General features: G+C 73.2%; 14 protein-coding genes. 4 read left to right on the top strand and 10 right to left on the bottom strand.

Annotated elements, in window-relative coordinates; translation table 11 throughout:
• Positions 1-76: 76 nt before the first annotated feature.
• The 4 genes from ACZ42X_RS05320 to ACZ42X_RS05305 all read right to left on the bottom strand — a co-directional run bounded on the left by ACZ42X_RS05320 (position 77) and on the right by ACZ42X_RS05305 (position 3620).
• Positions 77-406 (bottom strand): hypothetical protein, encoded by a 330-nt coding sequence (locus tag ACZ42X_RS05320; RefSeq protein ID WP_468284522.1) that lies wholly within the window; start codon positions 404-406, stop codon positions 77-79.
• Positions 403-771, bottom strand: coding sequence for a WhiB family transcriptional regulator (locus tag ACZ42X_RS05315; RefSeq protein ID WP_468284520.1), 369 nt, complete (start codon positions 769-771; stop codon positions 403-405). The genes ACZ42X_RS05320 and ACZ42X_RS05315 overlap by 4 nt, the downstream gene beginning before the upstream one ends.
• Before the next feature lie 169 nt (positions 772-940).
• Positions 941-1273 carry a hypothetical protein gene (locus ACZ42X_RS05310; RefSeq protein WP_468284518.1) on the bottom strand — a complete coding sequence of 111 codons (333 nt, stop codon included), beginning with the start codon at positions 1271-1273 and terminating at the stop codon, positions 941-943.
• Between the two features lie 166 nt (positions 1274-1439).
• Positions 1440-3620, bottom strand: a complete 2181-nt coding sequence (locus ACZ42X_RS05305; protein WP_468284516.1) for an ATP-dependent DNA helicase UvrD2 — start codon at positions 3618-3620, stop codon at positions 1440-1442.
• Between the two features lie 192 nt (positions 3621-3812).
• Here ACZ42X_RS05305 and ACZ42X_RS05300 point away from each other — a divergent pair, with 192 nt between their 5' ends.
• Positions 3813-4055 carry a mycoredoxin gene (locus tag ACZ42X_RS05300; protein ID WP_355362642.1) on the top strand — a complete coding sequence of 81 codons (243 nt, stop codon included), beginning with the start codon at positions 3813-3815 and terminating at the stop codon, positions 4053-4055.
• A gap of 80 nt (positions 4056-4135) precedes the next feature.
• On the opposite strand, the gene nudC is transcribed toward ACZ42X_RS05300, so the two are convergent.
• The 5 genes from nudC to ACZ42X_RS05275 form a co-directional block, all read right to left on the bottom strand.
• Positions 4136-5071 carry an NAD(+) diphosphatase gene (gene nudC / locus ACZ42X_RS05295; RefSeq protein ID WP_468284513.1) on the bottom strand — a complete coding sequence of 312 codons (936 nt, stop codon included), beginning with the start codon at positions 5069-5071 and terminating at the stop codon, positions 4136-4138.
• A 46-nt stretch (positions 5072-5117) separates the two neighbouring features.
• Positions 5118-6572, bottom strand: coding sequence for a dipeptidase (locus tag ACZ42X_RS05290; protein WP_468284511.1), 1455 nt, complete (start codon positions 6570-6572; stop codon positions 5118-5120).
• A gap of 10 nt (positions 6573-6582) precedes the next feature.
• On the bottom strand, positions 6583-10218 hold the full coding sequence (locus tag ACZ42X_RS05285) for an ATP-dependent helicase (protein ID WP_468284509.1): 3636 nt from the start codon (positions 10216-10218) through the stop codon (positions 6583-6585).
• A 67-nt stretch (positions 10219-10285) separates the two neighbouring features.
• Positions 10286-13744, bottom strand: a complete 3459-nt coding sequence (locus ACZ42X_RS05280; protein ID WP_468284506.1) for an ATP-dependent helicase — start codon at positions 13742-13744, stop codon at positions 10286-10288.
• 69 nt (positions 13745-13813) lie between these two features.
• Positions 13814-14245 carry an MGMT family protein gene (locus tag ACZ42X_RS05275; RefSeq protein WP_468284504.1) on the bottom strand — a complete coding sequence of 144 codons (432 nt, stop codon included), beginning with the start codon at positions 14243-14245 and terminating at the stop codon, positions 13814-13816.
• 119 nt (positions 14246-14364) lie between these two features.
• Here ACZ42X_RS05275 and ACZ42X_RS05270 point away from each other — a divergent pair, with 119 nt between their 5' ends.
• From ACZ42X_RS05270 to ACZ42X_RS05260, 3 genes are all read left to right on the top strand, one after another.
• Positions 14365-17133 carry a lysylphosphatidylglycerol synthase transmembrane domain-containing protein gene (locus tag ACZ42X_RS05270; RefSeq protein ID WP_468284502.1) on the top strand — a complete coding sequence of 923 codons (2769 nt, stop codon included), beginning with the start codon at positions 14365-14367 and terminating at the stop codon, positions 17131-17133.
• A gap of 97 nt (positions 17134-17230) precedes the next feature.
• A complete protein-coding gene (locus tag ACZ42X_RS05265; RefSeq protein ID WP_468284500.1) occupies positions 17231-18799 on the top strand; it encodes an alpha/beta hydrolase in 1569 nt (522 codons plus the stop codon).
• An 89-nt stretch (positions 18800-18888) separates the two neighbouring features.
• Complete coding sequence (locus ACZ42X_RS05260) at positions 18889-20454, top strand: alpha/beta hydrolase (protein WP_468284498.1); 1566 nt, start codon at positions 18889-18891, stop codon at positions 20452-20454.
• Between the two features lie 117 nt (positions 20455-20571).
• Here the strand turns inward: ACZ42X_RS05260 and moeZ are convergent, their stop codons facing one another.
• Positions 20572-21750, bottom strand: a complete 1179-nt coding sequence (gene moeZ / locus ACZ42X_RS05255) for an adenylyltransferase/sulfurtransferase MoeZ (protein ID WP_355362658.1) — start codon at positions 21748-21750, stop codon at positions 20572-20574.
• Positions 21751-21765 lie beyond the last annotated feature (15 nt).

The raw sequence follows: 21765 nt of genomic DNA, 5'->3' as shown, positions 1-21765 counted from the left end.
CAACGCACCGCGGGGGCCGGTCCGTTCGGACCGGCCCCCGCGAGGTTCCACTGTCTGGCTCAGTGCCGTGGGGCACTTAGTGCATAACAGCCATGGCCAGAGCGCGGCGGGCGCGCAGCGAGACACGCTCGGCGCGGCGCTGCATGCGGCGGGCGGCGACCAGGCGCACGGCCTGGCGTTCCGCGTTCACTTCCCGCATGCGCTCATGCATATGGGCACGGGCCAGGGCTTCTTGGAGGAGTTGCATCTCACGGTTCCTGTTCTGACGCGAGACGTTCGCGCCGATGGTGGTGACAGCTGGGGTGGTGGCGGAGCCGTTGGGCTCGCTCGCGGAAGAGGACATGGGGGCCTGCTTCTGGGGATCGTGCGTCAGGGGGCGGTCGATGGTTCCGGCAGTGGCGCTCATGCCACGACCGGGTTCTTGCGCGGGCGGCCACGCGGCCGCTTGCGGGCGACGACGACGCCCTGGACGAAGAGCTCACCGCCCCAGACGCCCCACGGCTCGCGCCGCTCCTTGGCGCCCGCCAGGCAGGCCTCCATGAGGGGGCAGGTCCGGCAGAGGGACTTGGCGTACTCGACGTCGGCCGGCGACTCGGCGAAGAAGACCTCGGGGTCGTAAGCGCGGCAGGGAACGGGTACGCCCAGGTTCTCGATGGCGTCGTCGAGCGCGGTGAGCGCGGTGAGGGGGGTCAAAGCGGGGTCCTCCGTGAGGCCGGGCGGGGGGATCGTCTGTGAAGGCGGTACGGACGGGGCGTGCGCTTCGAGTTGCACGGTTCTGTCTTCCTCGTCTGGTCGGTCCGGCCTGTTGGCCGGTGGGCTGGTACCGGGTTCTGCCTTGTCCCGAGGCCCCTTCGCTCCGTCTCCCTCATCAGGGAAAACAGAAGGGCCGCGGATCCCGGGTGGGGTTCCGCGGCCCTGAAGGCGCCGGCCTGATGCTGGATCAGGCTGGATCACTCCAGGGTTCGAGCCCACGGAAGGCCCACATCGTGTGGTGGTGCTGCGTCTGCTTCTTCGTTTCGGCACCGGCCGCCGCAAAGGCATAGGCCTGGGCCTCTGCCTTCACTACTGCTGCTTCCAGTGCCTTGGTCGGTCGCTCATTGCGCTCACGGACGGGAAGATCCGCCAGAAGCATGGCGGGACGCTCGGCCGCGAGGCCGGACATACCGGTGCCAATGAACGCCGAGCCGGAGAGGCCGAGCGAGCAGGCGGAGACGACCGAGTGACCGGCCAGTTTGGCGGTGGTGCTGCTGGGGCTGGTGTTGATGCTGATCACTGCAATCGCCTCCTCTCGGCGTCTTGGGGGGATCGGTTGGAGCCGGTCCCACGCGTATTCGGATAAGTACAGCACAAGGACAGGGCTTCAGAGAAGCCGCTGTTCTCGTGGTTAAGAACCTATGGGGATCACTGCTGTGGGCGCAAACTATTTTTCCGACGAGTTTTCAGGAGTCCTCCCCTCCGCTCTCGCCGACCTCCTGACCTGCACAAATGGCCAGAACGTCGGCGCCGAAGCGGTCCAGTTTGCGCGCCCCGACGCCCGAGATGGCGGCGAGCTCGCCATCGGTCGACGGCACGGCCTCCGCGATCGCCATCAGGGTCTTGTCCGTGAAGACGCAGTACGCGGGCTGGCCGAGCTCCCTGGCCTGCTCCGACCGCCACTCGCGCAGGCGCTCGTAGAGGCCCTCGTCCATGTCGGAGGGGCAGCCCTCGCAGCGCATGAGCTTCATCTCGCCGGCGTCGGTAAGGGTGCTGCCGCACACCCGGCACTGCACCGGGCCCCGGCGCTTGCGGCGGGAGCCGCCGCTGCCGCGCTCGACGCCGCCGCCCCCGCCGGCGGTACGGGCGCCGGGGAACGCCGAGCCGGGGCGCAGCCCGGCGAGGAACCGGGTGGGGCGGCGGGAGGCGCGGCCGCCGGGCGAGCGCGACAGCGCCCAGGACAGCGACAGGTGCAGCCGGGCCCGGGTGACGCCGACGTACAGCAGGCGGCGCTCCTCCTCGACCTGCTCGTCCGTCTTGGCGTAGGTGATCGGCATCATGCCCTCGGTGAGGCCGACCAGGAACACGGCGTCCCACTCCAGGCCCTTCGCCGCGTGGAGCGAGGCGAGGGTGACGCCCTGGACGGTGGGGGCGTGCTGGGCGGCGGCCCGCTCGTCGAGCTCGGTCACCAGGTCGCCGAGCGTGGCGTCCGGGCGGGCGCGGGCGAAGTCCTCGGCGAGCCGGACCAGGGCGGCCAGCGACTCCCAGCGGTCGCGGACGGCGCCGGAGCCGGCCGGGGGCTCGGTGGTCCAGCCCTTGGTCGACAACACGGCCCGCACCTGCGAGGGCAGGTCCTCGGCGTCGTCGAGCAGCGAGTCGTTCCCGCCGGCGCGGGCCGCGCCGCGCAGGGCGACGCCCGCCTCGCGCACCTCGGCGCGCTCGAAGAAGCGCTCGGCGCCGCGCAGCTGGTAGGGCACGCCGGCGTCGGCCAGGGCCTGCTCGTAGACCTCGGACTGGGCGTTGATCCGGTAGAGCACGGCGATCTCGCCGGCCGGGACCCCGGCGGCGATCAGGTCGCGGATGCGGCGGGCGGTGCCCTCGGCCTCGGCGGGCTCGTCGGCGTACTCCGTGTAGGCGGGCTCGGGGCCCGGGTCGCGCTGGGAGACCAGCTCCAGGCGGTGCTCGGCGGCCCGGCCGCGGGCCTGGGCGAGGAGCCCGTTGGCCAGGTGGACGACCTGCGGCGTCGAGCGGTAGTCGCGGACGAGCTTCACCACGGTGGCGTTCGGGTGGCGGGCGCGGAAGTTCAGCAGGTGGTCGGGGGTGGCCCCGGTGAAGGAGTAGATCGTCTGGCTGGCGTCGCCGACGACGCACAGGTTGTCCCGGTCGCCCAGCCACAGGTCGAGGAGCCGCTGCTGGAGGGGCGAGACGTCCTGGTATTCGTCCACCACGAAGTGCTGGTACTGGCGGCGGATCTGCTCGGCGATGTCGTGGCGGTCCTGGAGGATGCCGACGGTCAGCAGCAGCACGTCCTCGAAGTCGATGACTCCGCGGTCCCGCTTGAGCTGCTCGTACATGGCATAGATCTGGCCAATCTCGGCGGGGTCGCGCGGGGCGTCGCGCTGGGCCTTGGCGACCGCGGCCGGATAGTCGGCGGGGACCGTCTGGGTGACCTTGGCCCACTCGATCTCGCTGGTGGTGTCGCGCAGCTCATTGCGGTCGAGGCGGATACGGCAGCGCGCGGCGGCCTCGGCGACCAGCTGGATCTTGCGCTCCACCAGGCGGGGCAGATCGCCACCGACCACTTTCGGCCAGAAGTACTGGAGCTGGCGCAGGGCCGCGGAGTGGAAGGTGCGGGCCTGGACGCCGCCCGCGCCGAGCTGGCGCAGCCGCCCGCGCATCTCTCCGGCGGCCCGGTTGGTGAAGGTGACGGCCAGCACACTGGCGGGCGCGAGTATGCCCGCCCGCACGCCATACGCGATCCGGTGGGTGATCGCGCGCGTCTTGCCCGTGCCGGCACCCGCCAGCACGCACACCGGACCGTGCAGGGCCGTCGCCACCTCGCGCTGCTCGGGGTCGAGCCCGTCGAGCACCGCGTCGGCCGTCTGAGGGACCTGCGGGAAGAGAGTGGAGTCCGTTGCTGCTGTCACCCTGCCATGCTGCCAGGTCGGCGGCGGCGGTCCCGCCGGTTGTCCACAGGACAGGGGTCCCGGTCGTATTAATCACCCCACTCGGCCGCTCGGTGCGCCCCCGGGAATGACGGGCGGAGGGCGTACGTTCTGTCTCCTGGTGCCGCAACCGGCCGGCACCCACCCCCAGTGAACGCGAGGAGCGCAGAGACGATGCAGGGCACCCTGACGATGTACAGCACGACGTGGTGCGGCTACTGCCGGCGGCTGAAGAGCCAGCTTGACCGCGAGGGCATCGCGTACACCGAGATCAACATCGAGCTGGACCCTGAGTCGGCCGCGTTCGTCGAGAAGGCCAACGGGGGCAACCAGACCGTGCCGACCGTGCTCTTCGCGGACGGCACGACGCTGACGAACCCCTCGCTGGCCCAGGTCAAGCAGAAGATCGGCGCCTGACCGAAACGGTCAGGCCGAAACCGGCCGGGTCGAAACCGGGCCGAAACCGGCCGGGCCGCGGCCGCTCAGGCCGAGGCCACTCAGGCCGCGTTTCCGGGCTTCGGGAGCGGCTTGCCGTACCAGAGCTCGATCAGTCGGGCCGCGATCGAGATCCCGTACGGGGGAAGAACCTCGCCGGACTCGAACGCGGCCCGCAGGTCGTCACGGGAGAACCAGCGGGCCTCCTCGATCTCGTCGCCGTCCACGTTGATCTCGTAGGAGGTGGCGCGCGCCATGAACCCCAGCATCAGGCTGGAGGGGAAGGGCCACGGCTGGCTGGCGACGTACTCCACCTCGCCGATCGTCACACCGGCCTCCTCGTAGACCTCGCGCGCGACCGACTGCTCGATCGACTCGCCCGGCTCCACGAAGCCCGCCAGTGTGGAGAAGCGGCCCTCCGGCCAGTGGACCTGGCGGCCCAGCAGTGCACGGTCCTGGTCGTCCGTGACCAGCATGATCACCGCCGGATCGGTGCGCGGGTAGTGCTCGGCCCCGCAGGCGGGGCAGCGGCGGATGTGGCCGGCGGCCGCGATCACCGTGCGCTCGCCGCAGCGGGAGCAGAACCGGTGCATCCGCTGCCAGTTCTCCAGCGCCACCGCGTGCACCATCAGCCCCGCGTCACGCGGCGACAGCAGCAGTCCCGCCTCGCGCAGACCGGCCGGGCGGGCCGACTGGTCCATGCGGCCCGGCAGCGCGTCCTTCTGCAGCGCGAAGTAGCTGACGCCGTCCTCGTCCGTCCCCAGGAAGTACCGGTGGGTCTCCGTGACCGGGGCCTCGAAGGACGGCGTCATGACCAGTTCGGTGCGGCCGTCGGGGGTGTCGTCGACCAGGGCCTGGCCGCCGGAGACCACGAAGACCCGGGTCGTCGGGTGGCTCCACGCCGCGGCCAGCCACGCCTCGTCGAGGCGGTGGTGTGCCGCGCGGTCGATGCCGCTCGGGGCCGTCAGGCTGATCGGCCGGTGGGCTTCGTTGCTCATGGTGGTCACTGGTGGTTCCAACTCCCCCGGGTGAATGGGTGTCTGTTCAGCGGAGTGCGGCGACGGACTGTGCTGCGGACGGCGCTGCGGGCAGTGCCGTGGAGAGGTCGCTCCAGAGGTGGGCGGTCGCCTCCACACCCTTGAGCAGCAGGTCGAGCTCGACCTTCTCGTTCGGCGCGTGCCAGCCGTCGGACGGTACGGAGATGCCGAGGAACAGCACCGGCGCCCCGAGGACGTCCTGGAGGTCGGCGGCCGGGCCGGAGCCGCCCTCGCGCGTGAACCGGATCTTGGCGCCGTCGAAGGCCGTGCTCATCGACCGTGCGACCGCCTGGAGGGCCGGGTGGCCGAGCGGCGTCAGGCACGGGCGGGTGGGGGCGCCGAAGACGATCTCGTGGCGGATGCCCGCCGGGAGGCGGGCGGCGGCCCAGTCGCGTACGGCCGCTTCGAGCTTGTCCGGGTCCTGGTCCGCGACCAGCCGGAACGACAGCTTCACATGGGCTGTGGCCGGGACGATCGTCTTGCCGCCGGGGCCCTGGTAGCCGCCGCCGATGCCGTTGACCTCGGCGGTGGGGCGGGCCCAGACCCGCTCCAGGGTGGTGTAGCCGGCCTCGCCGAGGGTGGCGTACGACTTCGCCGTGGCCAGCCAGGACGCCTCGTCGAAGGGGAGCTCCGCGATCAGCTCGCGCTCGCGGTCGGTGAGTTCCGCGACGTCGTCGTAGAAGCCGGGGATCGTGACGCGCTCGTCCTCGTCGTGCAGGGCGGCGACGAGGCGGGCGGCCGCCGTGGCCGGGTTCGGGACGGCGCCGCCGAAGGCGCCCGAGTGCAGGTCCTGGTCGGGCCCGTACAGCGTGATCTCGCAGTCGGCGACGCCGCGCATGCCGGTGCAGACGGTGGGCGTGGTCTCCGACCACATGCCGGTGTCCGAGACGATCACGGCGTCGGCGGCGAGGCGGGCGCGGTGCCGCTCGACGAGCTCCCGGAAGTGCGTCGAGCCGGACTCCTCCTCGCCCTCGATGAGCAACTTGAGGTTGACGGCGGGGGCGGTGCGGCCGGTCAGCGCGAGGTGCGCGCGGACGCCCAGGGTGTGGAAGAACACCTGTCCCTTGTCATCGGCGGCACCGCGCGCGTAGAGGCGGTTTCCGAGGATGACGGGCTCGAAGGGGTCCGTGTTCCAGCCGTCCCCGCGGGCCGCGGGCTGGACGTCGTGGTGGCCGTAGACCAGGACGGTGGGTGCCGTCGCGTCCCCGGAGGGCCACTCGGCGAAGACGGCGGGGGCGCCCGCGCCGTCCCCGGTCTCCCAGACCTCGGCGACCGGGAAGCCGGTCTCCGTCAGCTTCGCGGCGAGCCACTCGGCACTGCGCCGTACGTCCGGGGCGTGCGCGGGCTGCGCCGACACGGACGGGATGCGCAGCCACTCGGCGAGGTCGTCGAGGAAGGCGGCGCGGTGCTGCTCTATGTACGTACGTACGGTCTGGACGGCGCTGTCCGGGGTGTCGCTCATGCCCTTGAGCCTATCCGGGATCGGGGGTCGGCCCGTCGGGCGTCCCACGGAGCAGGATGCGCTCGATCTCGGCGCGTCCCGGCAGGTGGTCCGGGCGGACGACGTCGCCCGTGCGGACGTAGACGAAGGCCGCGCCGACCGCCTCCGGGGCGAGCCCGTGCCGCTCGGCCCAGGCGAGGCGGTAGACCGCGAGCTGGAGGGGGTCGCCGGTGTGGGAGCGGTTCGTCTTCCAGTCGACGATCTCGTACGCGCCGCTGTCGCGGTCGCGGTACACGGCGTCGATGCGGCCGCGGACGACGCGGCCGGCGAGGGTGAGCTGGAAGGGCGCCTCCACGCGGTACGGGGTGCGGTGGGCGTACGGGGTCCGCTCGAACGCCTCCTTCAGCGCGGCGAGGTCCCGCTCGTCGGCGATCTCGGGCTCGTCGGCGTACTCCTCGCCGCCGGGCAGCTCGTCGGGCCCGAGCATCGGGAGCGGCACCGCGTCGAAGCGGGACTCCACCCACGCGTGGAACCGCGTCCCGCGGCGCGCGGCGGGCTGCGGGGGGCGCGGCATGGGCCGGGCGAGCTCCTGCGCGAAGCCGTCGGGGTCGGCGGCGAGGCGCAGCAGCTGCGAGGCGGACAGGGACGCGGGGAGGTGCACCTCGCGCGTGGTGGCGCGGGCGTGGAGGAGCTCGGCGGTGAGGGCGTCGAGGTCGCGGTCCCAGGAGGCGATGGTGCGGGCGTCCTCGGGGGTGAGGCCCTCCCCCACCCGGCCGCCCCTTCCCGGAACCGGCGGTACGCCCCCGGGGCGCGCGGCGGGGCCGTCGGCGGCTCCCCCACGCCGGGGCGCGGGCACGGCTCCGGCACCGGGCACGCCTCCGGCACCGGGGGCGGAGTCGGTGCCGGGGGCGGAGTCGGTGCCGGAACGGGTGCCGGAGCCGGTGCCGTTATCGGCGTCAGCCCCGGTTCCGAGCGCGGTCTCGGCGGCGGTTTCGGCCCCCGGCACGGCCCCGGCGGAGGGCGGCCCGGGTGCGACGACGTCCCAGTCGTCCCAGTCCGCGAGGCCGTCGGGCCAGGCTTCGTCCAGGTCGACGGGCTCGTCCAGGTCGACGGGCTCGTCGGGCCACGGCTCGTCGAGGTCGGGGCCCGCGGCGGCCGCCGCCGGAGGCGCCGCATCGCCCTCGGTGTCCAGGTACCGCAGCACCCGCTCCGCGGCCGTGCGGCGGCGGGCGAGGGAAGCCGGGTCCAGCGGCAGGGGCCAGGGGCGGTCCGCCGCGGACTCCTCCAGGGAGGGGTTCTCGGCGCCCTCCTCGGGTTCGTCGGCCCAGGCCTCGATCTCGCCGAAGCCCGCCGCGCAGTGGTCGTACAGGGCGTGCAGGAACGGGGACGGGCCGCGCGGGCGCTTCTGGGTGGGGCCCCACCAGTGCGCGGAGGCCAGCAGGAGGGAGCGGGGGCGGGTGAAGGTCACGTAGCCGAGGCGGAGCTCCTCGGTCTGCTGGTGGTCCTTCATGGCGCTCTTGAAGGACGTGAGCGACTTCGCGTCCCACTCCTCGATCGCCGGGAGGGTGGGGGCGTCACCGCGCAGCGCGTGCGGCAGGACCTGCGGCTGGGCCGTCCACGACTCGCGTGACCTGGTGCTGGGGAACTGGCCGGTGACCAGGCCGGGGACGGCGACGACGTCCCACTCCAGGCCCTTGGACTTGTGGGCGGTCAGGACCTTGACGGTGTTCTCGCCGCCGGGCAGGGCGTTGTCGAGGCCCTTCTCGTACTGGGCCGCGGTGCGCAGGAAGCCCAGGAACGCCAGCAGCGTCGCCTCGCCGTCCAGGGAGGCGAAGCGGGCGGCTATGTCGAGGAAGTTCGAGAGGGTCTCGCGGCGGCGGGCGGCCAGGGCGTGCGGGGAGGCGGAGAGCTCGACCTCCAGGCCGGTGGTGGCGAGGATCCGGTGCAGGACGTCCATCAGCGGGTCGGCGAGGGAGCGGCGCAGGTCGCGCAGCTCGGCGGCGAGGCGGGCGAACCGGACCCGGGCGTCGGCGGAGAAGGGCAGGCCGTCGTCCTCGCCGCCCCCGTCCAGGAAGGTGTCGAGGGCGTCGGCGAGGGAGACGACCTCGGCCGGGTCCACGCCCTCGACCGCCGCCGCCAGCCGCTCGTCGGGGTCCGTGGCGCCGTCGCGGTCCCGGTGGACCAGGAGCCGCGCGCGGCGGCCCAGCAGCGCCAGGTCGCGGGGGCCGATCCGCCAGCGCGGGCCGGTGAGGAGGCGTACGAGGGAGGCGTTGGCACCCGGGTCCTGGAGGACCTCGCAGACGGCGACCAGGTCGGCGACCTCCGGGAGGTGCAGCAGCCCGGAGAGGCCCACGACCTCGACGGGGATGTCGCGTGCGACGAGCGCGGCCTGGATCTCGGGGAAGTCGGTCGCCGTACGGCACAGGACGGCGATCTCGCCCGGCTCCTTGCCGGTCCGTACGAGGTGGGCGATGGAGTCGGCGAGCCAGGCGATCTCCTCCGCCTGGGTGGGCAGCAGCGTGATCCGCACCGTGCCGTCGCGCTCGGCGCCGGGCGCGGGGCGCAGGGCCTCCACGCCCGCGTGCATGGCGCGCAGGGGCGCGGCGAGGCCGTTGGCGAGGTCGAGGAGGCGGCCGCCGCTGCGGCGGTTCTCACTGAGCGCGAAGCGGGTGGCGGGGGTTCCGTCCGCGTACGGGAAGTGCTCGGGGAAGTCGTCGAGGTTGGCCACGGAGGCGCCGCGCCAGCCGTAGATGGCCTGGCAGGGGTCGCCCACCGCGGTGACGGGGTGGCCGGTACCGCCGCCGAACAGGCCGGACAGCAGCAGGCGCTGTGCGACGGAGGTGTCCTGGTACTCGTCGAGGAGGACGACACGGAACTCGTCGCGCAGGATCCGCCCCACCTCCGGGCGGGTCATCGCGAGCTCGGCGGAGAGCGCGATCTGGTCGCCGAAGTCCAGCAGGTCGCGCTCGCGCTTGGCCGCGCGGTAGCGGATGACGAGGTCGGCGAGCTCGCGGCGCGCGGCGGCGGCCTCGGGGACCTTGCGCAGGTCGGCGTTGGTGAGGCGGGCGCTCTCGAGGGCGGCGAGGAGGTCGGAGTCGTACGCGAGGAGGTCGGCGGGGCGTACGAGGTGTTCGGCGAGCTCGGAGTCGAGGGCGAGCAGGTCGCCGACGAGCGTCGGGAACGACTTGGTCAGCGCAGGGTACGGGCCGGGCGCCTCGCGCAGCACGCGGGCGGCGAGCTGGTAGCGCGTGGCGTCGGCGAGGAGGCGGGCGGTGGGCTCCAGGCCGAGGCGCAGGCCGTGGTCGGTGAGCAGCTGGCCGGCGAAGGCGTGGTACGTGGAGATGCGGGGCTCGCCGGGCGGATGGTCCGGATCGATGACGTCGGGGTCGGTGATCCCGGCCCGTACGAGCGCCTTGCGGACGCGCTCGGCGAGCTCGCCGGCCGCCTTGTTGGTGAAGGTGAGGCCGAGGACTTGTTCGGGCGCGACCTGCCCGGTGCCGACCAGCCAGACCACCCGGGCGGCCATCACCGTCGTCTTGCCGGAGCCGGCTCCGGCCACGATGACCTGCGGGGCGGGCGGCGCGGTGATGCAGGCCGTCTGCTCCGGGGTGAACGGGATGCCGAGAAGCTCCTTGAGCTGCTCGGGGTCGGTGAGGCGAGTGGTCACGGTCATCGAGGCTAACCGGCCCCGCTGACAGTCCCGACCCGATGATCACTCATCGATGACTCGTCGATCACTCGACGATGTGGCGGCCCTCGGGGCGGGCGCTGCACGAGGCCCGGAACGCGCAGTGGTCACAGTGCTTGCCGGTGGCCGGGGTGAAACGTTCGTCCAGGACGCGTCCGGCGGCGGTGGCGAGGAGGTCGCCGACCCACTCGCCGCTGAGCGGCTCCTGCGCCTGCACCTTGGGCAGCGCCTCCCCGCCCTCCTTCTTGGGGGCGGCCTGGCGCAGGTGGACGAGTTCGGCGCCGCCGGGTTCGGGGCGGCGGCCGTCGAAGACCTCGTCGACGGCGCCCTCGCGGACGGCGAGCTGGTAGACGGCGAGCTGGGGGTGGTGGGCGACCTCGTCCTTGGTGGGCGCCTGCTTGCCGGTCTTGAAGTCGACGACGTAGGCGCGGCCGTGCTCGTCGGCCTCGACGCGGTCCATGGAGCCCCGGATGCGCACCTCGTACTCCCCCGCTTCGAGGGTGACGTCGAAGTCGTGCTCGGTGGCCGCGGGGGTGCGGCCGGCACGGTCCATGACGTGCCAGCGCAGGAACCGCTCCAGCGCCACGCGCGCGTGCTCCTTCTCCTGGGCGGACTTCCAGGGGGCGTCGAAGGCGAGGGCGTCCCAGACGGAGTCGAGGCGCTCCATGAGGACGGCGAGGTCGGCGGGGGTGCGGCCGGAGGCGACCTCGTCGGCGAGGACGTGGACGACGTTGCCGAAGCCCTGGGCGGCGGTGGCCGGGGCGTCCGCCTTGACCTCCCGGCCCAGGAACCACTGGAGGGCGCAGGTGTTGGCGAGCTGGTCCAGGGCGCTCCCGGAGAGGGCGACGGGCCGGTCGCGGTCCCGGAGGGGCACGGCGGAGTGCGTCGGGTCGTACAGGCCCCACCAGCGGTAGGGGTGGGCGGCCGGGACGAGGGGCTGGCCGTCCTCGTCGGTGAGCGCGGCGAGCCGGGCGAGGCGCCGGGCGGCGGCGTCGCGCAGTTCCTCGGACGCCTCGGGGTCCACGGTCGTGGCGCGCAGCTCGGCGACGAGCGCGGCCACGGCGAGGGGGCGGCGGGGGCGGCCGGTGATGTCCTTCGGTTCGGCGCCCAGCTCGGTGAGGAACCGGGAGGGCTGGTCGCCGTCGTCGGCGGGCGCCTTGACGGCGGTCACGACGAGGCGGTCGCGCGCGCGGGTGGCGGCCACGTAGAAGAGCCGGCGCTCCTCGGCGAGGAGTGCGCCGGGGGTGAGCGGCTCGGCGAGTCCGTCGCGCCCGATGCGGTCGGCTTCGAGGAGGGAGCCGCGGCGGCGCAGGTCCGGCCAGAGGCCCTCCTGTACGCCGGCGGCGACGACGAGGCTCCATTCGAGGCCCTTGGAGCGGTGCGCCGTCATCAGCCGGACGGCGTCGGGGCGGACGGGCCGCTTGGTGAGGGTGTCGGCGGCGATGTCCTGGGCGTCGAGCTCCTCCAGGAAGTTCAGGGCGCCCCGGCCGCCGGTGCGCTGCTCGGCGCGGGCGGCGGTCTCGAAGAGGGCGCATACGGCGTCGAGGTCGCGGTCGGCGTTGCGGCCCGCCGCGCCGCCGCGGAGCGCCGCCCGCTGGAGCCTGGCCGGCCAAGGGGTGCCGTCCCAGAGGAGCCACAGGGCCTCCTCGGCGGTGGCTCCGTCCGCGAGCAGCTCGCGGGTACGGCGCAGGAGGCCGCCGAGCCGCTGGGCGCCGCGTGCGTAGGCGGGGTCGTGGGCGACGAGCCGCTCGGGTTCGGCGAGGGCGCGGGCGATGAGCGTGTCGGAGGGCGGCGGCAGCTTGTTCCCGCCGGCCCGCTCCTCGTCGCGCAGCGCCCGTCCCAGGCGCCTGAGGTCGGCGGCGTCCATGCCGCCGAGGGGCGAGGTGAGGAGGGTGAGGGCCGTCTCGGGGTCGAGCCACGGCTCGGCACCGGCTCCGTCGGCCGCCTCCCCGGCGAGGGCCTCGGGCGCGGCGGGCTCGGGCACGGCGGCCGCAGGCTCGGCGCCTTCCGGCGCGGCAGCCTCGGGCTCGGCGTCTTCCGGCGCAGCGACCTCAGGCGCTGCGGCTTCCGGCGCGGCAGCCTCGGGCTCTGCGGCCCCGGGCTCTGCGTCTTCCGGCGCCGCCGTGTGCCGCAGCGCGGCCGTCGCCGTGGCGCGCAGGGCCGTCAGCAGCGGGGCCACCGCGGGCTCGTGGCGGAGGGGGATGTCCGGGGCGTCGACCTCCACGGGCACGCCGGCGGAGGTGAGGGCGCGGCGCAGGGAGGGGATCGTACGGGCGCCCGCGCGGACGAGGACCGCCATCTCCTGCCACGGCACCCCGTCCTCCAGGTGGGCGCGGCGCAGGATGTCCGCGATGTTGTCGAGCTCCGTGGAGGGCGTCGGGAAGGTGTACGCCTCCACGCGGCCGCCCGCGCGCACCGCCGCGAGCTCGCGGTGGGCGCGGACCTTGTCGGTCGGGAGGCGCGGCAGGGGCATCCGCGCGGTCAGCAGGCGCGTGGCGGCCAGCAGGGCCGCGCCCGAGCGGCGGGAGGTGGTCAGGACGGCGACCGGCGCGGGGGCGCCGTCCGCGCGGCGGAAGGTGTGCGGGAAGTCGAGGATGCCGTTGACGTCGGCGCCCCGGAAGGCGTAGATCGACTGGTCCGGGTCGCCGAACGCGTACAGGGTCCGCCCGCCGCCCGCGAGCGCCTTCAGGAGGCGGACCTGGGCGGGGTCGGTGTCCTGGTACTCGTCGACGAAGACCGCGTCGTACGCGGGCAGCGTCACGGAATCCGCCAGCAGCACGGCCCGGTGCACCAGCTCGGCGTAGTCCAGCACGCCCTGCATGTCGAGTACGTCGAGGTACTCGGCGAGGAACTGCGCCGCCGCCGACCAGTCGGGCCGTCCCTGGCGCGCCGCGAAGGCACCGAGCGCGCGCGGGTCCAGGCCGAGCTCACGCGAGCGGGCCAGTACGGCGCGCACCTCGTCGGCGAAGCCGCGCGTGGTCAGGCAGGCCCGCAGCTCGTCGGGCCAGTGGACCCGGGCCAGGCCCTCCCGCTCCAGGTCCAGCTGGCCGGCGAGCAGCTCACGCACGGCGAGGTCCTGCTCGGGGCCGGAGAGCAGCCGCAGCGGTTCGGCGAACAGCTCCGCGTCCTGGTGGGCGCGGATCAGGGCGTAGCAGTAGGAGTGGAAGGTGGTGGCCTGGGGGGCGCGTGCGCCGGGGATGCGCGCCGCCATCCGGTCCCGCAGCTCCACCGCCGCCTTACGGCTGAAGGTGAGCACCAGGAGCCGTTCGGGATCGGCGCCCTGGGCGATGCGGGCGGCGACCGCCTCCACCAGGGTGGTGGTCTTGCCGGTGCCCGGTCCGGCCAGCACCAGCAGGGGCCCGTGGGCGTGGTCAACCACCGCACGCTGCGATGCGTCCAGGAGAGGGGGGTTCACGGGAGCCGGCGGGGTACGCACCAGCCGGTACGCGCCGGGAGTGCGCTCCCGGTACGGCGTACGCCCGGTGGTGGTGGAGGAGGAGCTCACGTTGGATCGCCGGTCCTGGTGGGTGTGCTGGTGGTGAAGGGCAACAACGTTACGCGGACGGCGGCACCGTCATGCGCCGCTCGCCTCATCACCGCCGGGCGCGCCACCGAGAGAGATGTCACCCGAAGACGCGTCCCCAGCCCCAGCCCCGGCACCGGCACCGGCACCGGCCTCACCGCCGTCCCACCGTGCCCGTCGCATGTCGAGGCGCGGCAGGTGCCCCTCCTCGGTCCTCGGGGCGGGGCGCAGCGGGGTGCCCTCCTCGCGGTAGTGCGCCAGCGCCCGCTGTTCGTGGCCGGGCAGCAGCCGCCCGTCGGCCCGCACCACGCGCCACCAGGGCACGGCGCCGCCGTACAGCGTCATGACCCGGCCGACCTGGCGCGGGCCTCCCTCACCCAGCCACTCGGCGACGTCCCCGTACGTCATCACCCGGCCGGGCGGGATCAGCTCGGCGGTCTCCAGCACCCGCTCCGCGTACTCCGGAAGCTCCTGCGCACTCATTCGGACCATCCTGCACCAACCCGCCGACAAACCCGCCGACAATGCGGTCCGCGCACCCTGATGCCCCCCGCCGACGCCAGGTCATGCCACCATCTTCCGGGCGGTGAGGGCGGTGACCGGTGATACGAGATCAACAAGACAGAGGCACCATGAAGGGGCAGGATGTACGGCCTCTCGGGCAGCCACCCGGGGAGCCTCTCGGGGAACCCCTCGGGCAGCCACTCCGGGAACCCCTCGGGGAGAAGCAGAAGGAGACGGTATGCGTGAACGCGGAGGGGCCCATCGACCGCGTCTCCGGTGACGAGCCGCTTCTCGCCGCCCGCGTACACCGCCCGTCCGATCTGCTGCGGCTGCTCATCGGTCTCTTCGCGATCGCCGTCGTCCTGGCCATCGCCGCGTTCGCCCAGGCCACCACGTCCGGCCTGGAGCAGGACATCAACGAGCGCACCGGCCAGGCGTCCGACCTCTTCGTCAAGCTCGCCGGTCTCGCGTCCAGCATCGCCGTCCTCCTGGTGCCCGTCGCCTTCGCCATCGAGCGGCTGATCAAGCGGGACGGCCTGCGCATCGCGGACGGCGTCCTCGCCGCCGTACTGGCGCACGGGGTGACGCTCGCCACCGACCTCTGGGTGGCCAGGGGCGCGCCCGGCACCATCCAGGACGCGCTGACGCAGCCGCAGGCCGGGGGCGGTCTGACCGACCCCGTACACGGCTACCTGGCACCCGTCATCGCCTATATGTCGGCCGTGGGGATGGCCCGCAGGCCGCGCTGGAGGGTGGCCCTGTGGGTGGTGCTGCTGCTCGACGCGTTCACGATGCTGGTGGCGGGTTACACCACTCCCCTCTCGATCATCCTCACCATCCTGATCGGCTGGACCGTCGCCTACGGCACGCTCTACGCCGTCGGCTCCCCCAACGTCCGGCCCACGGGGCAGACGCTGCTCGCCGGTCTGCGCCACGTCGGGTTCCGTCCGGTCAGCGCGATGCGCGCGGAGGACGTGTCCGAGTCGGTCGAGCAGGGCGACCGGGGCCGCCGCTACATCGTCACCCTGGAGGACGGCCCTCCCCTCGACGTCACGGTCGTCGACCGCGAGCAGCAGGCGCAGGGCTTCTTCTACCGCCTGTGGCGCCGGATGACGCTGCGCGGCATCACCACCCGCCGGTCCATCCAGTCGCTGCGGCAGGCGCTGGAGCAGGAGGCACTGCTGGCGTACGCGGCGATCGCCGCCGGGGCCAACGCGCCGAAGCTGATCGCCACCTCCGAGCTCGGGCCGGACGCCGTGATGCTGGTGTACGAGCACCTGGGCGGCCGGTACCTGGACGCGCTGGCTGACGAGGAGATCACCGACGAGCTGGTGCGGGGCGCCTGGGAACAGGTCAGGGCACTGCAGTCGCGGCGCATCGCCCACCGCAGGCTCACGGGCGACGCCATTCTGGTGGATCGTTCCGGCAAGGTGATCCTCACGGACCTGCGGGGCGGGGAGATCGCCGCCGGTGATCTGGTGCTGCGGATGGACATCGCGCAGCTGCTGACCACGCTGGGCCTGCGGGTCGGCGCGGAGCGCGCGGTGACCGCGGCCGTCGAGGTGCTCGGCCCCGACAAGGTCGCCGACTGCCTGCCGCTGCTCCAGCCGATCGCCCTCAGCCGCTCCACCCGCGCCACGCTGCGCAAGCTCGCCCGGGAGCGCGCGGAGCGCGAGCGCGAGGCGGTCCTCAAGGCGTCGGACGAGGCCCGGCAGGCCCGTCTGGAGGCCGCGGCGGAGCACGGGCAGCCGGAGGGCGCCGTCAAGGCCGTCAAGGACGAGAAGGCCGAGCGCAAGGCCGTACGGGCCGAGAAGCAGGCCGAGAAGCGGGCGCTGGACGAGGCGCTGGACGAGGCCCGCGAGGAGGACCTGCTCGCGCAGATCCGGCGGCAGGTGCTGCTGATCAGGCCGCAGGCGCCGGTGGAGCCGGTGCGGCTGGAGCGGATCAGGCCCCGCACCCTGATCAGCCTGATCGCGGGGGCCATCGCGGCGTACTTCCTGCTGTCGCAGATCGCCCGTACGCCGCTGTCGACGATCGCCGAGGCGCACTGGGCGTGGGTCGCGATGGCCGTGCTCTTCTCCGCACTGAGCTATGTGGCGGCGGCGATGAGCCTGCTCGGGTTCGTACCGGAGCGGGTGTCGTTCCTGAGGACGGTGGTGGCGCAGGTCGCGGGGTCGTTCGTGAAGATCGTCGCGCCGGCGGCGGTCGGCGGCGTGGCGCTGAACACCCGCTTCCTCCAGCGGTCGGGCGTACGGCCCGGGCTGGCGGTGGCGAGCGTCGGCGCCTCGCAGCTCTTCGGCCTGGGCGCGCACATCCTGCTGCTGCTGGCCTTCGGCTACCTGACGGGTACGGAGAAGACGCAGGACTTCACGCCGTCCAGGACGGTCATCGCGGGCCTGCTGACGGTCGCCGTGCTGGTGCTGGTGGTCACGGCGATCCCGGCACTGCGCAAGTTCGTCTCGACGCGGCTGCGCTCGCTGTTCGCGGGTGTGGTGCCGCGCATGCTGGACGTGCTCCAGCGACCGGTGAAGCTGCTCACCGGCATCGGCGGCATGCTGCTGCTGACGGCCATGTTCGTGCTGTGCCTGGACGCCTCGATCCGCGCGTTCGACCAGGGCGACCAGCAGCTGAGCTACGCCAGCCTCGCCGTGGTGTTCCTGGCCGGCAACGCGCTGGGCTCGGCGGCGCCGACGCCCGGCGGTGTCGGGGCGGTGGAGGGCGCGCTCACCTTCGGCCTGGTGGCGGTGGGGCTGCCGCTGGAGGTCGCCACGCCGGCGGTGCTGCTGTACCGATTGCTGACGCTGTGGCTGCCGGTGCTCCCGGGGTGGTTCTCGTTCAACTACCTGACGCGGAAGGACGCGCTCTAGGAAGAGACGCGCTCTAGGAAGGCCCGGTGCCGGGCCCGGCCACCCGCATGGACCGCCGTCGCGGGCGGCGGGCCGGGCACCGGCGCAGCATGGAGGCATGCCGACGCCCACCCGCGCCCACCGGCGTACCGCCGCGCTCGCCGTGGCGACCGCCGCCGCCGTCCTGCTCGCCGCCGGCTGCTCCGACGGCGGGGACGGCGGGGCCCCGGACCGGCCCACGGACCTGGCGGCCCAGGAGCTGGAATGGTCCCCGTGCCGTGCCCCGTCCGTCGAGGAGGGCAGTGGAACGGCCCCCTCCCCGCTGCCGGGGGGCGCGCGGTGGGAGTGCGCCTTCATGGACGCGCCGCTGGACTACGAGGACGTGGAGGGCGACACGATCGAGCTGGCCCTGATCCGGGCCAGGGCCACCGATCCGGCCCGGCGGATCGGCTCGCTGATCTTCAACTTCGGCGGGCCGGGTGGCTCCGGCATCACCGCCCTGCCCTCCTCCGCGAAGAACTTCGAGGAGCTGCGCACCCGGTACGACCTGGTCAGCTTCGATCCGCGCGGGGTCGGCCGCAGCGAGGGCGTGGAGTGCCAGGACGACCGGGAGCTCGACGCGTTCTTCGCCCTGGACGCGTCACCGGACGACGCCCGGGAGGAGGAGGCGTACGAGAAGGCCCTGAAGGACTTCGCGGCCGCCTGCGAGGAGAACTCCGGCCACCTGCTGCCCCACGTCGGCACCGTGAACGCCGCCCGCGACCTGGACCTGATCAGGGCGGTGCTGGGCGACGACAAGCTGCACTACTTCGGCATCTCGTACGGCACCGAACTGGGCGGCGTCTACGCCCACCAGTTCCCGGAACGGATCGGGCGCGCCGTCTTCGACGCCGTCGTCGACCCCTCCGGGACCACCGAGCAGGGGTCGGTCGCCCAGGCGAAGGGGTTCGAGCTGGCGTTCCGCAACTTCGCGGCCGACTGTGTGAAGCGCGGCGAGGCGTGCAAGCTGCCCGGTGGCAGCGTCGAGGAGATCGAGAGGTTCGTCGCGGACCTGCTCGCCCGGCTCGACGAGAAGCCCGTCGCCGGGATGGGCGACCGCAAGCTCACCCAGACCCACGCGGCCAACGGCATCGTGCAGGCGCTGTACTCCAAGGAGTTCTGGCCGTATCTGGAGCAGGGCATCGACGAGGCGGACGGCGGCCAGGGCGCGTTGCTCCTCGCCCTGTCGGACTCCATGAACGGGCGCGACCAGAACGGCAACTACAACAACCTCCAGGCGGCGAACACCGCCATCAACTGCGTCGACGACAAGGCCCGCTTCTCGCTGGAGGACACCAAGAAGAAGCTGCCCGAGTTCCGGGAGGCGTCCCCGCTCTTCGGCACCTTCCTCGGCTGGCGCCTGGGCGGCTGCTCCGGCTGGCCCGTGCCCGGCACCTGGGACCACCCGGACGTCGGCGCGAAGGGCGCGGCGCCCATCCTCGTCATCGGCAACACCGGCGACCCGGCGACGCCGTACGGGGGCGCCAAGAGGATGGCGGAGGCGCTCGGCAAGGGCGTCGGGATCGAGGTGACGTACCGGGGCGAGGGGCACGGCGCCTACAGCACCGGCGACGCGTGCGTACGCAGGACGGTGAACGACTACCTGCTGGACGGCAAGGTCCCGCGCTCGGGGACGGTCTGCCCGTAGGAGGGGGCGGGGACGGAGACCGCTCGGCGTCGTCACTGTCAGTGGCCGGGCCTACGATGGGCGCTCCAGTGCACACGTTTGGGGGACACATGTCCATGCGGGTACGAGCAGGGGCCCTGGCCGCGGCCGCCGTGCTGCTCGCCGGGGCGGCGGCGGGCTGCAGCTCCGGGGCGGGTTCGGGCACCTCGGGTGGCGGCGGCGAGCGGCCGGCACCCGAGCGGCAGGCCCCGACCGGGCAGGCGGCCACGCTGCCCGCCGCGCTCACCGGGCAGCGGCCGGAGTGGCGCGCGTGTGCCGCGCCCGAGGGCGGCGAGCGGCCCGGCGGGGAGTGGCGGTGCGCGACCGTCAAGGTCCCGCTGGACTACAAGCATCCGGAGGGCGAGACGATCAACGTCGCGCTGATACGCCAGGAGGCGAGGGACAAGGACCGGCGCATCGGCTCGCTGCTGTTCAACTTCGGTGGCCCGGGCGCCTCCGGCGTGGAGCTGCTGCCCCAGTTCGCCGACCAGTACCGCAAGCTCAACGCACGGTACGACCTGGTCGGTTTCGACCCGCGCGGGGTCGCGGGCAGCGCGGGCGTGCGGTGCCGGGACGACAAGGAGCTGGCCGCCGCCGAGGCGAGCGTCGACCTCACACCGGACACCGAGGCCGAGACGGCCGCGTTCCTCCGGGACGGCGCCGACTTCGGCAAGGACTGCGCCGCCCGCAACGGCAGGCTGATCCCCCATCTGACGACCTCCAACACCGCCCGGGACCTGGACCTCCTGCGGCACGTGCTGGGCGACCGGAAGCTGAACTACTTCGGCATCTCGTACGGCACGCAGCTCGGCGGCACCTACGCGCACCTGTTCCCGAAGAACGTCGGCAGGACGGTGCTGGACGCCGTCGTCGACCCGACGGCCGACTCCGTGGCGCACGCCCGCCATCAGACCACCGGGTTCCAGCGGGCGCTGGACAGCTACCTCGCCTCGACCGGCGAGAGCGCGAAGGCGGGCACCGCGCGCGTGGCCGGGCTGCTGCAGCGGCTCGACCGGGAGCCGCTGCCGACGAGCAGCGGCCGGCAGGTCACCGACAGCCTGGCGCTGACCGGCATCGCGCAGGCGCTGTACGCGGAGAGCCTGTGGCCGCAGTTGACGGGCGCGCTGGAGGAGGCCGAACAGGACGGCACCGGTGACAAGCTGCTGGAGCTCGCCGACTGGTACAACAACCGCGACGGCAGCGGGCACTACAGCACCCAGGCCCACTCCCAGCGGGTGATCTCCTGCGCCGACAGCAACCGGCGGCCGACGACCGACGAGGTGAAGGCGCTGCTGCCGGAGTTCCGGCGGATATCCCCGGTCTTCGGCGACTTCCTGGCGTGGGACCTGGCCGGCTGGTGTGCGGACTGGCCGGTGAAGGGCGAGGCCGCGCACTCCGCGGCGAGCGCGCCGGGCGCGGGACCGATCCTCGTGGTGGGCACCACGGGCGACCCGGCCACGCCGTACGAGGGGGCGCAGAGGATGGCGGCCGAGCTCGGCGCGGGCGTCGGCGTCCTCGTCACCAACAAGGGCGAGGGGCACGGGGCGTACGGTTCGTCGTCCTGCGTGACCGGGACGGTGGACGACTACCTGCTGGACGGCAAGGTGCCGGCGAACGGCACGACCTGCTCGGCGTGACGCGCACGCGGAGGGGCCGGATCCAGCCCCGGATCCGGCCCCTCGGCGTGTGAAGCGAACGCATGAAGCGAACGACGGTCCGGTGGACCGCCTTGTCCGGTCAGAAGACCGGCTCGGTCAGTAGACCGGCTTCTCCGGCTCGATCTGGTTGACCCAGCCGATGACGCCGCCGCCGACGTGCACCGCGTCCGCGAAGCCCGCCGACTTCAGCACCGCGAGGACTTCCGCACTGCGGACACCCGTCTTGCAATGCAAGACGATCTTCTTGTCCTGCGGCAAATCCTGGAGGGCGCTGCCCATCAGGAACTCGTTCTTCGGGATCAGCCGGGCACCGGGGATCGAGACGATCTCGTACTCGTTCTGCTCGCGGACGTCGATGATGTCGATGTTCTCGCCCTCGTCGATCCACTCCTTGAGCTGCTTGGGAGTGATCGTCGAGCCGAGCGCCGCCTCCTGGGCCTCCTCGGACACGACGCCGCAGAAGGCCTCGTAGTCGATGAGCTCGGTGACGGTCGGGTTCTCGCCGCAGACCGCGCAGTTCGGGTCCTTGCGGACCTTGACCTGGCGGTACTGCATCTCCAGGGCGTCGTAGATCATCAGGCGGCCGACCAGCGGGTCACCCACGCCGGCCAGGACCTTGATCGCCTCGGTGACCTGGATGGAGCCGATGGACGCGCACAGCACGCCCAGCACGCCGCCCTCGGCGCAGGAGGGGACCATGCCCGGCGGCGGGGGCTCCGGGTAGAGGCAGCGGTAGCAGGGTCCGTACTCGGACCAGAAGACCGACGCCTGGCCGTCGAAGCGGTAGATCGAGCCCCAGACGTACGGCTTGTTGAGCAGCACGCAGGCGTCGTTGACCAGGTAGCGCGTGGCGAAGTTGTCCGTGCCGTCGACGATCAGGTCGTACTGGCTGAAGATGTCCATCACGTTGTCGGCTTCGAGCCGCTCCTCGTGAAGGATCACGTTCACGTACGGGTTGATGCCGAGGACGCTGTCCCGCGCGGACGCGGCCTTGGAGCGGCCGATGTCGGACTGGCTGTGGATGATCTGGCGCTGCAGGTTCGACTCGTCGACCTCGTCGAACTCCACGATGCCGAGCGTGCCCACGCCGGCCGCGGCCAGGTACATCAGGGCGGGCGAGCCGAGGCCGCCCGCGCCCACACAGAGCACCTTGGCGTTCTTCAGCCGCTTCTGCCCGTCCATCCCGACATCAGGGATGATCAGGTGGCGGGAGTACCTGCGGACCTCGTCTACGGTGAGCTCGGCAGCCGGCTCGACCAGGGGTGGCAGCGACACGGGGACTCCGTTGGT

Source organism: Streptomyces sp. NPDC030862 (assembly GCF_055571835.1).
Note: the sequence above shows the minus strand (reverse complement) of the source record. Positions and strands in the feature narration are given on the sequence as shown.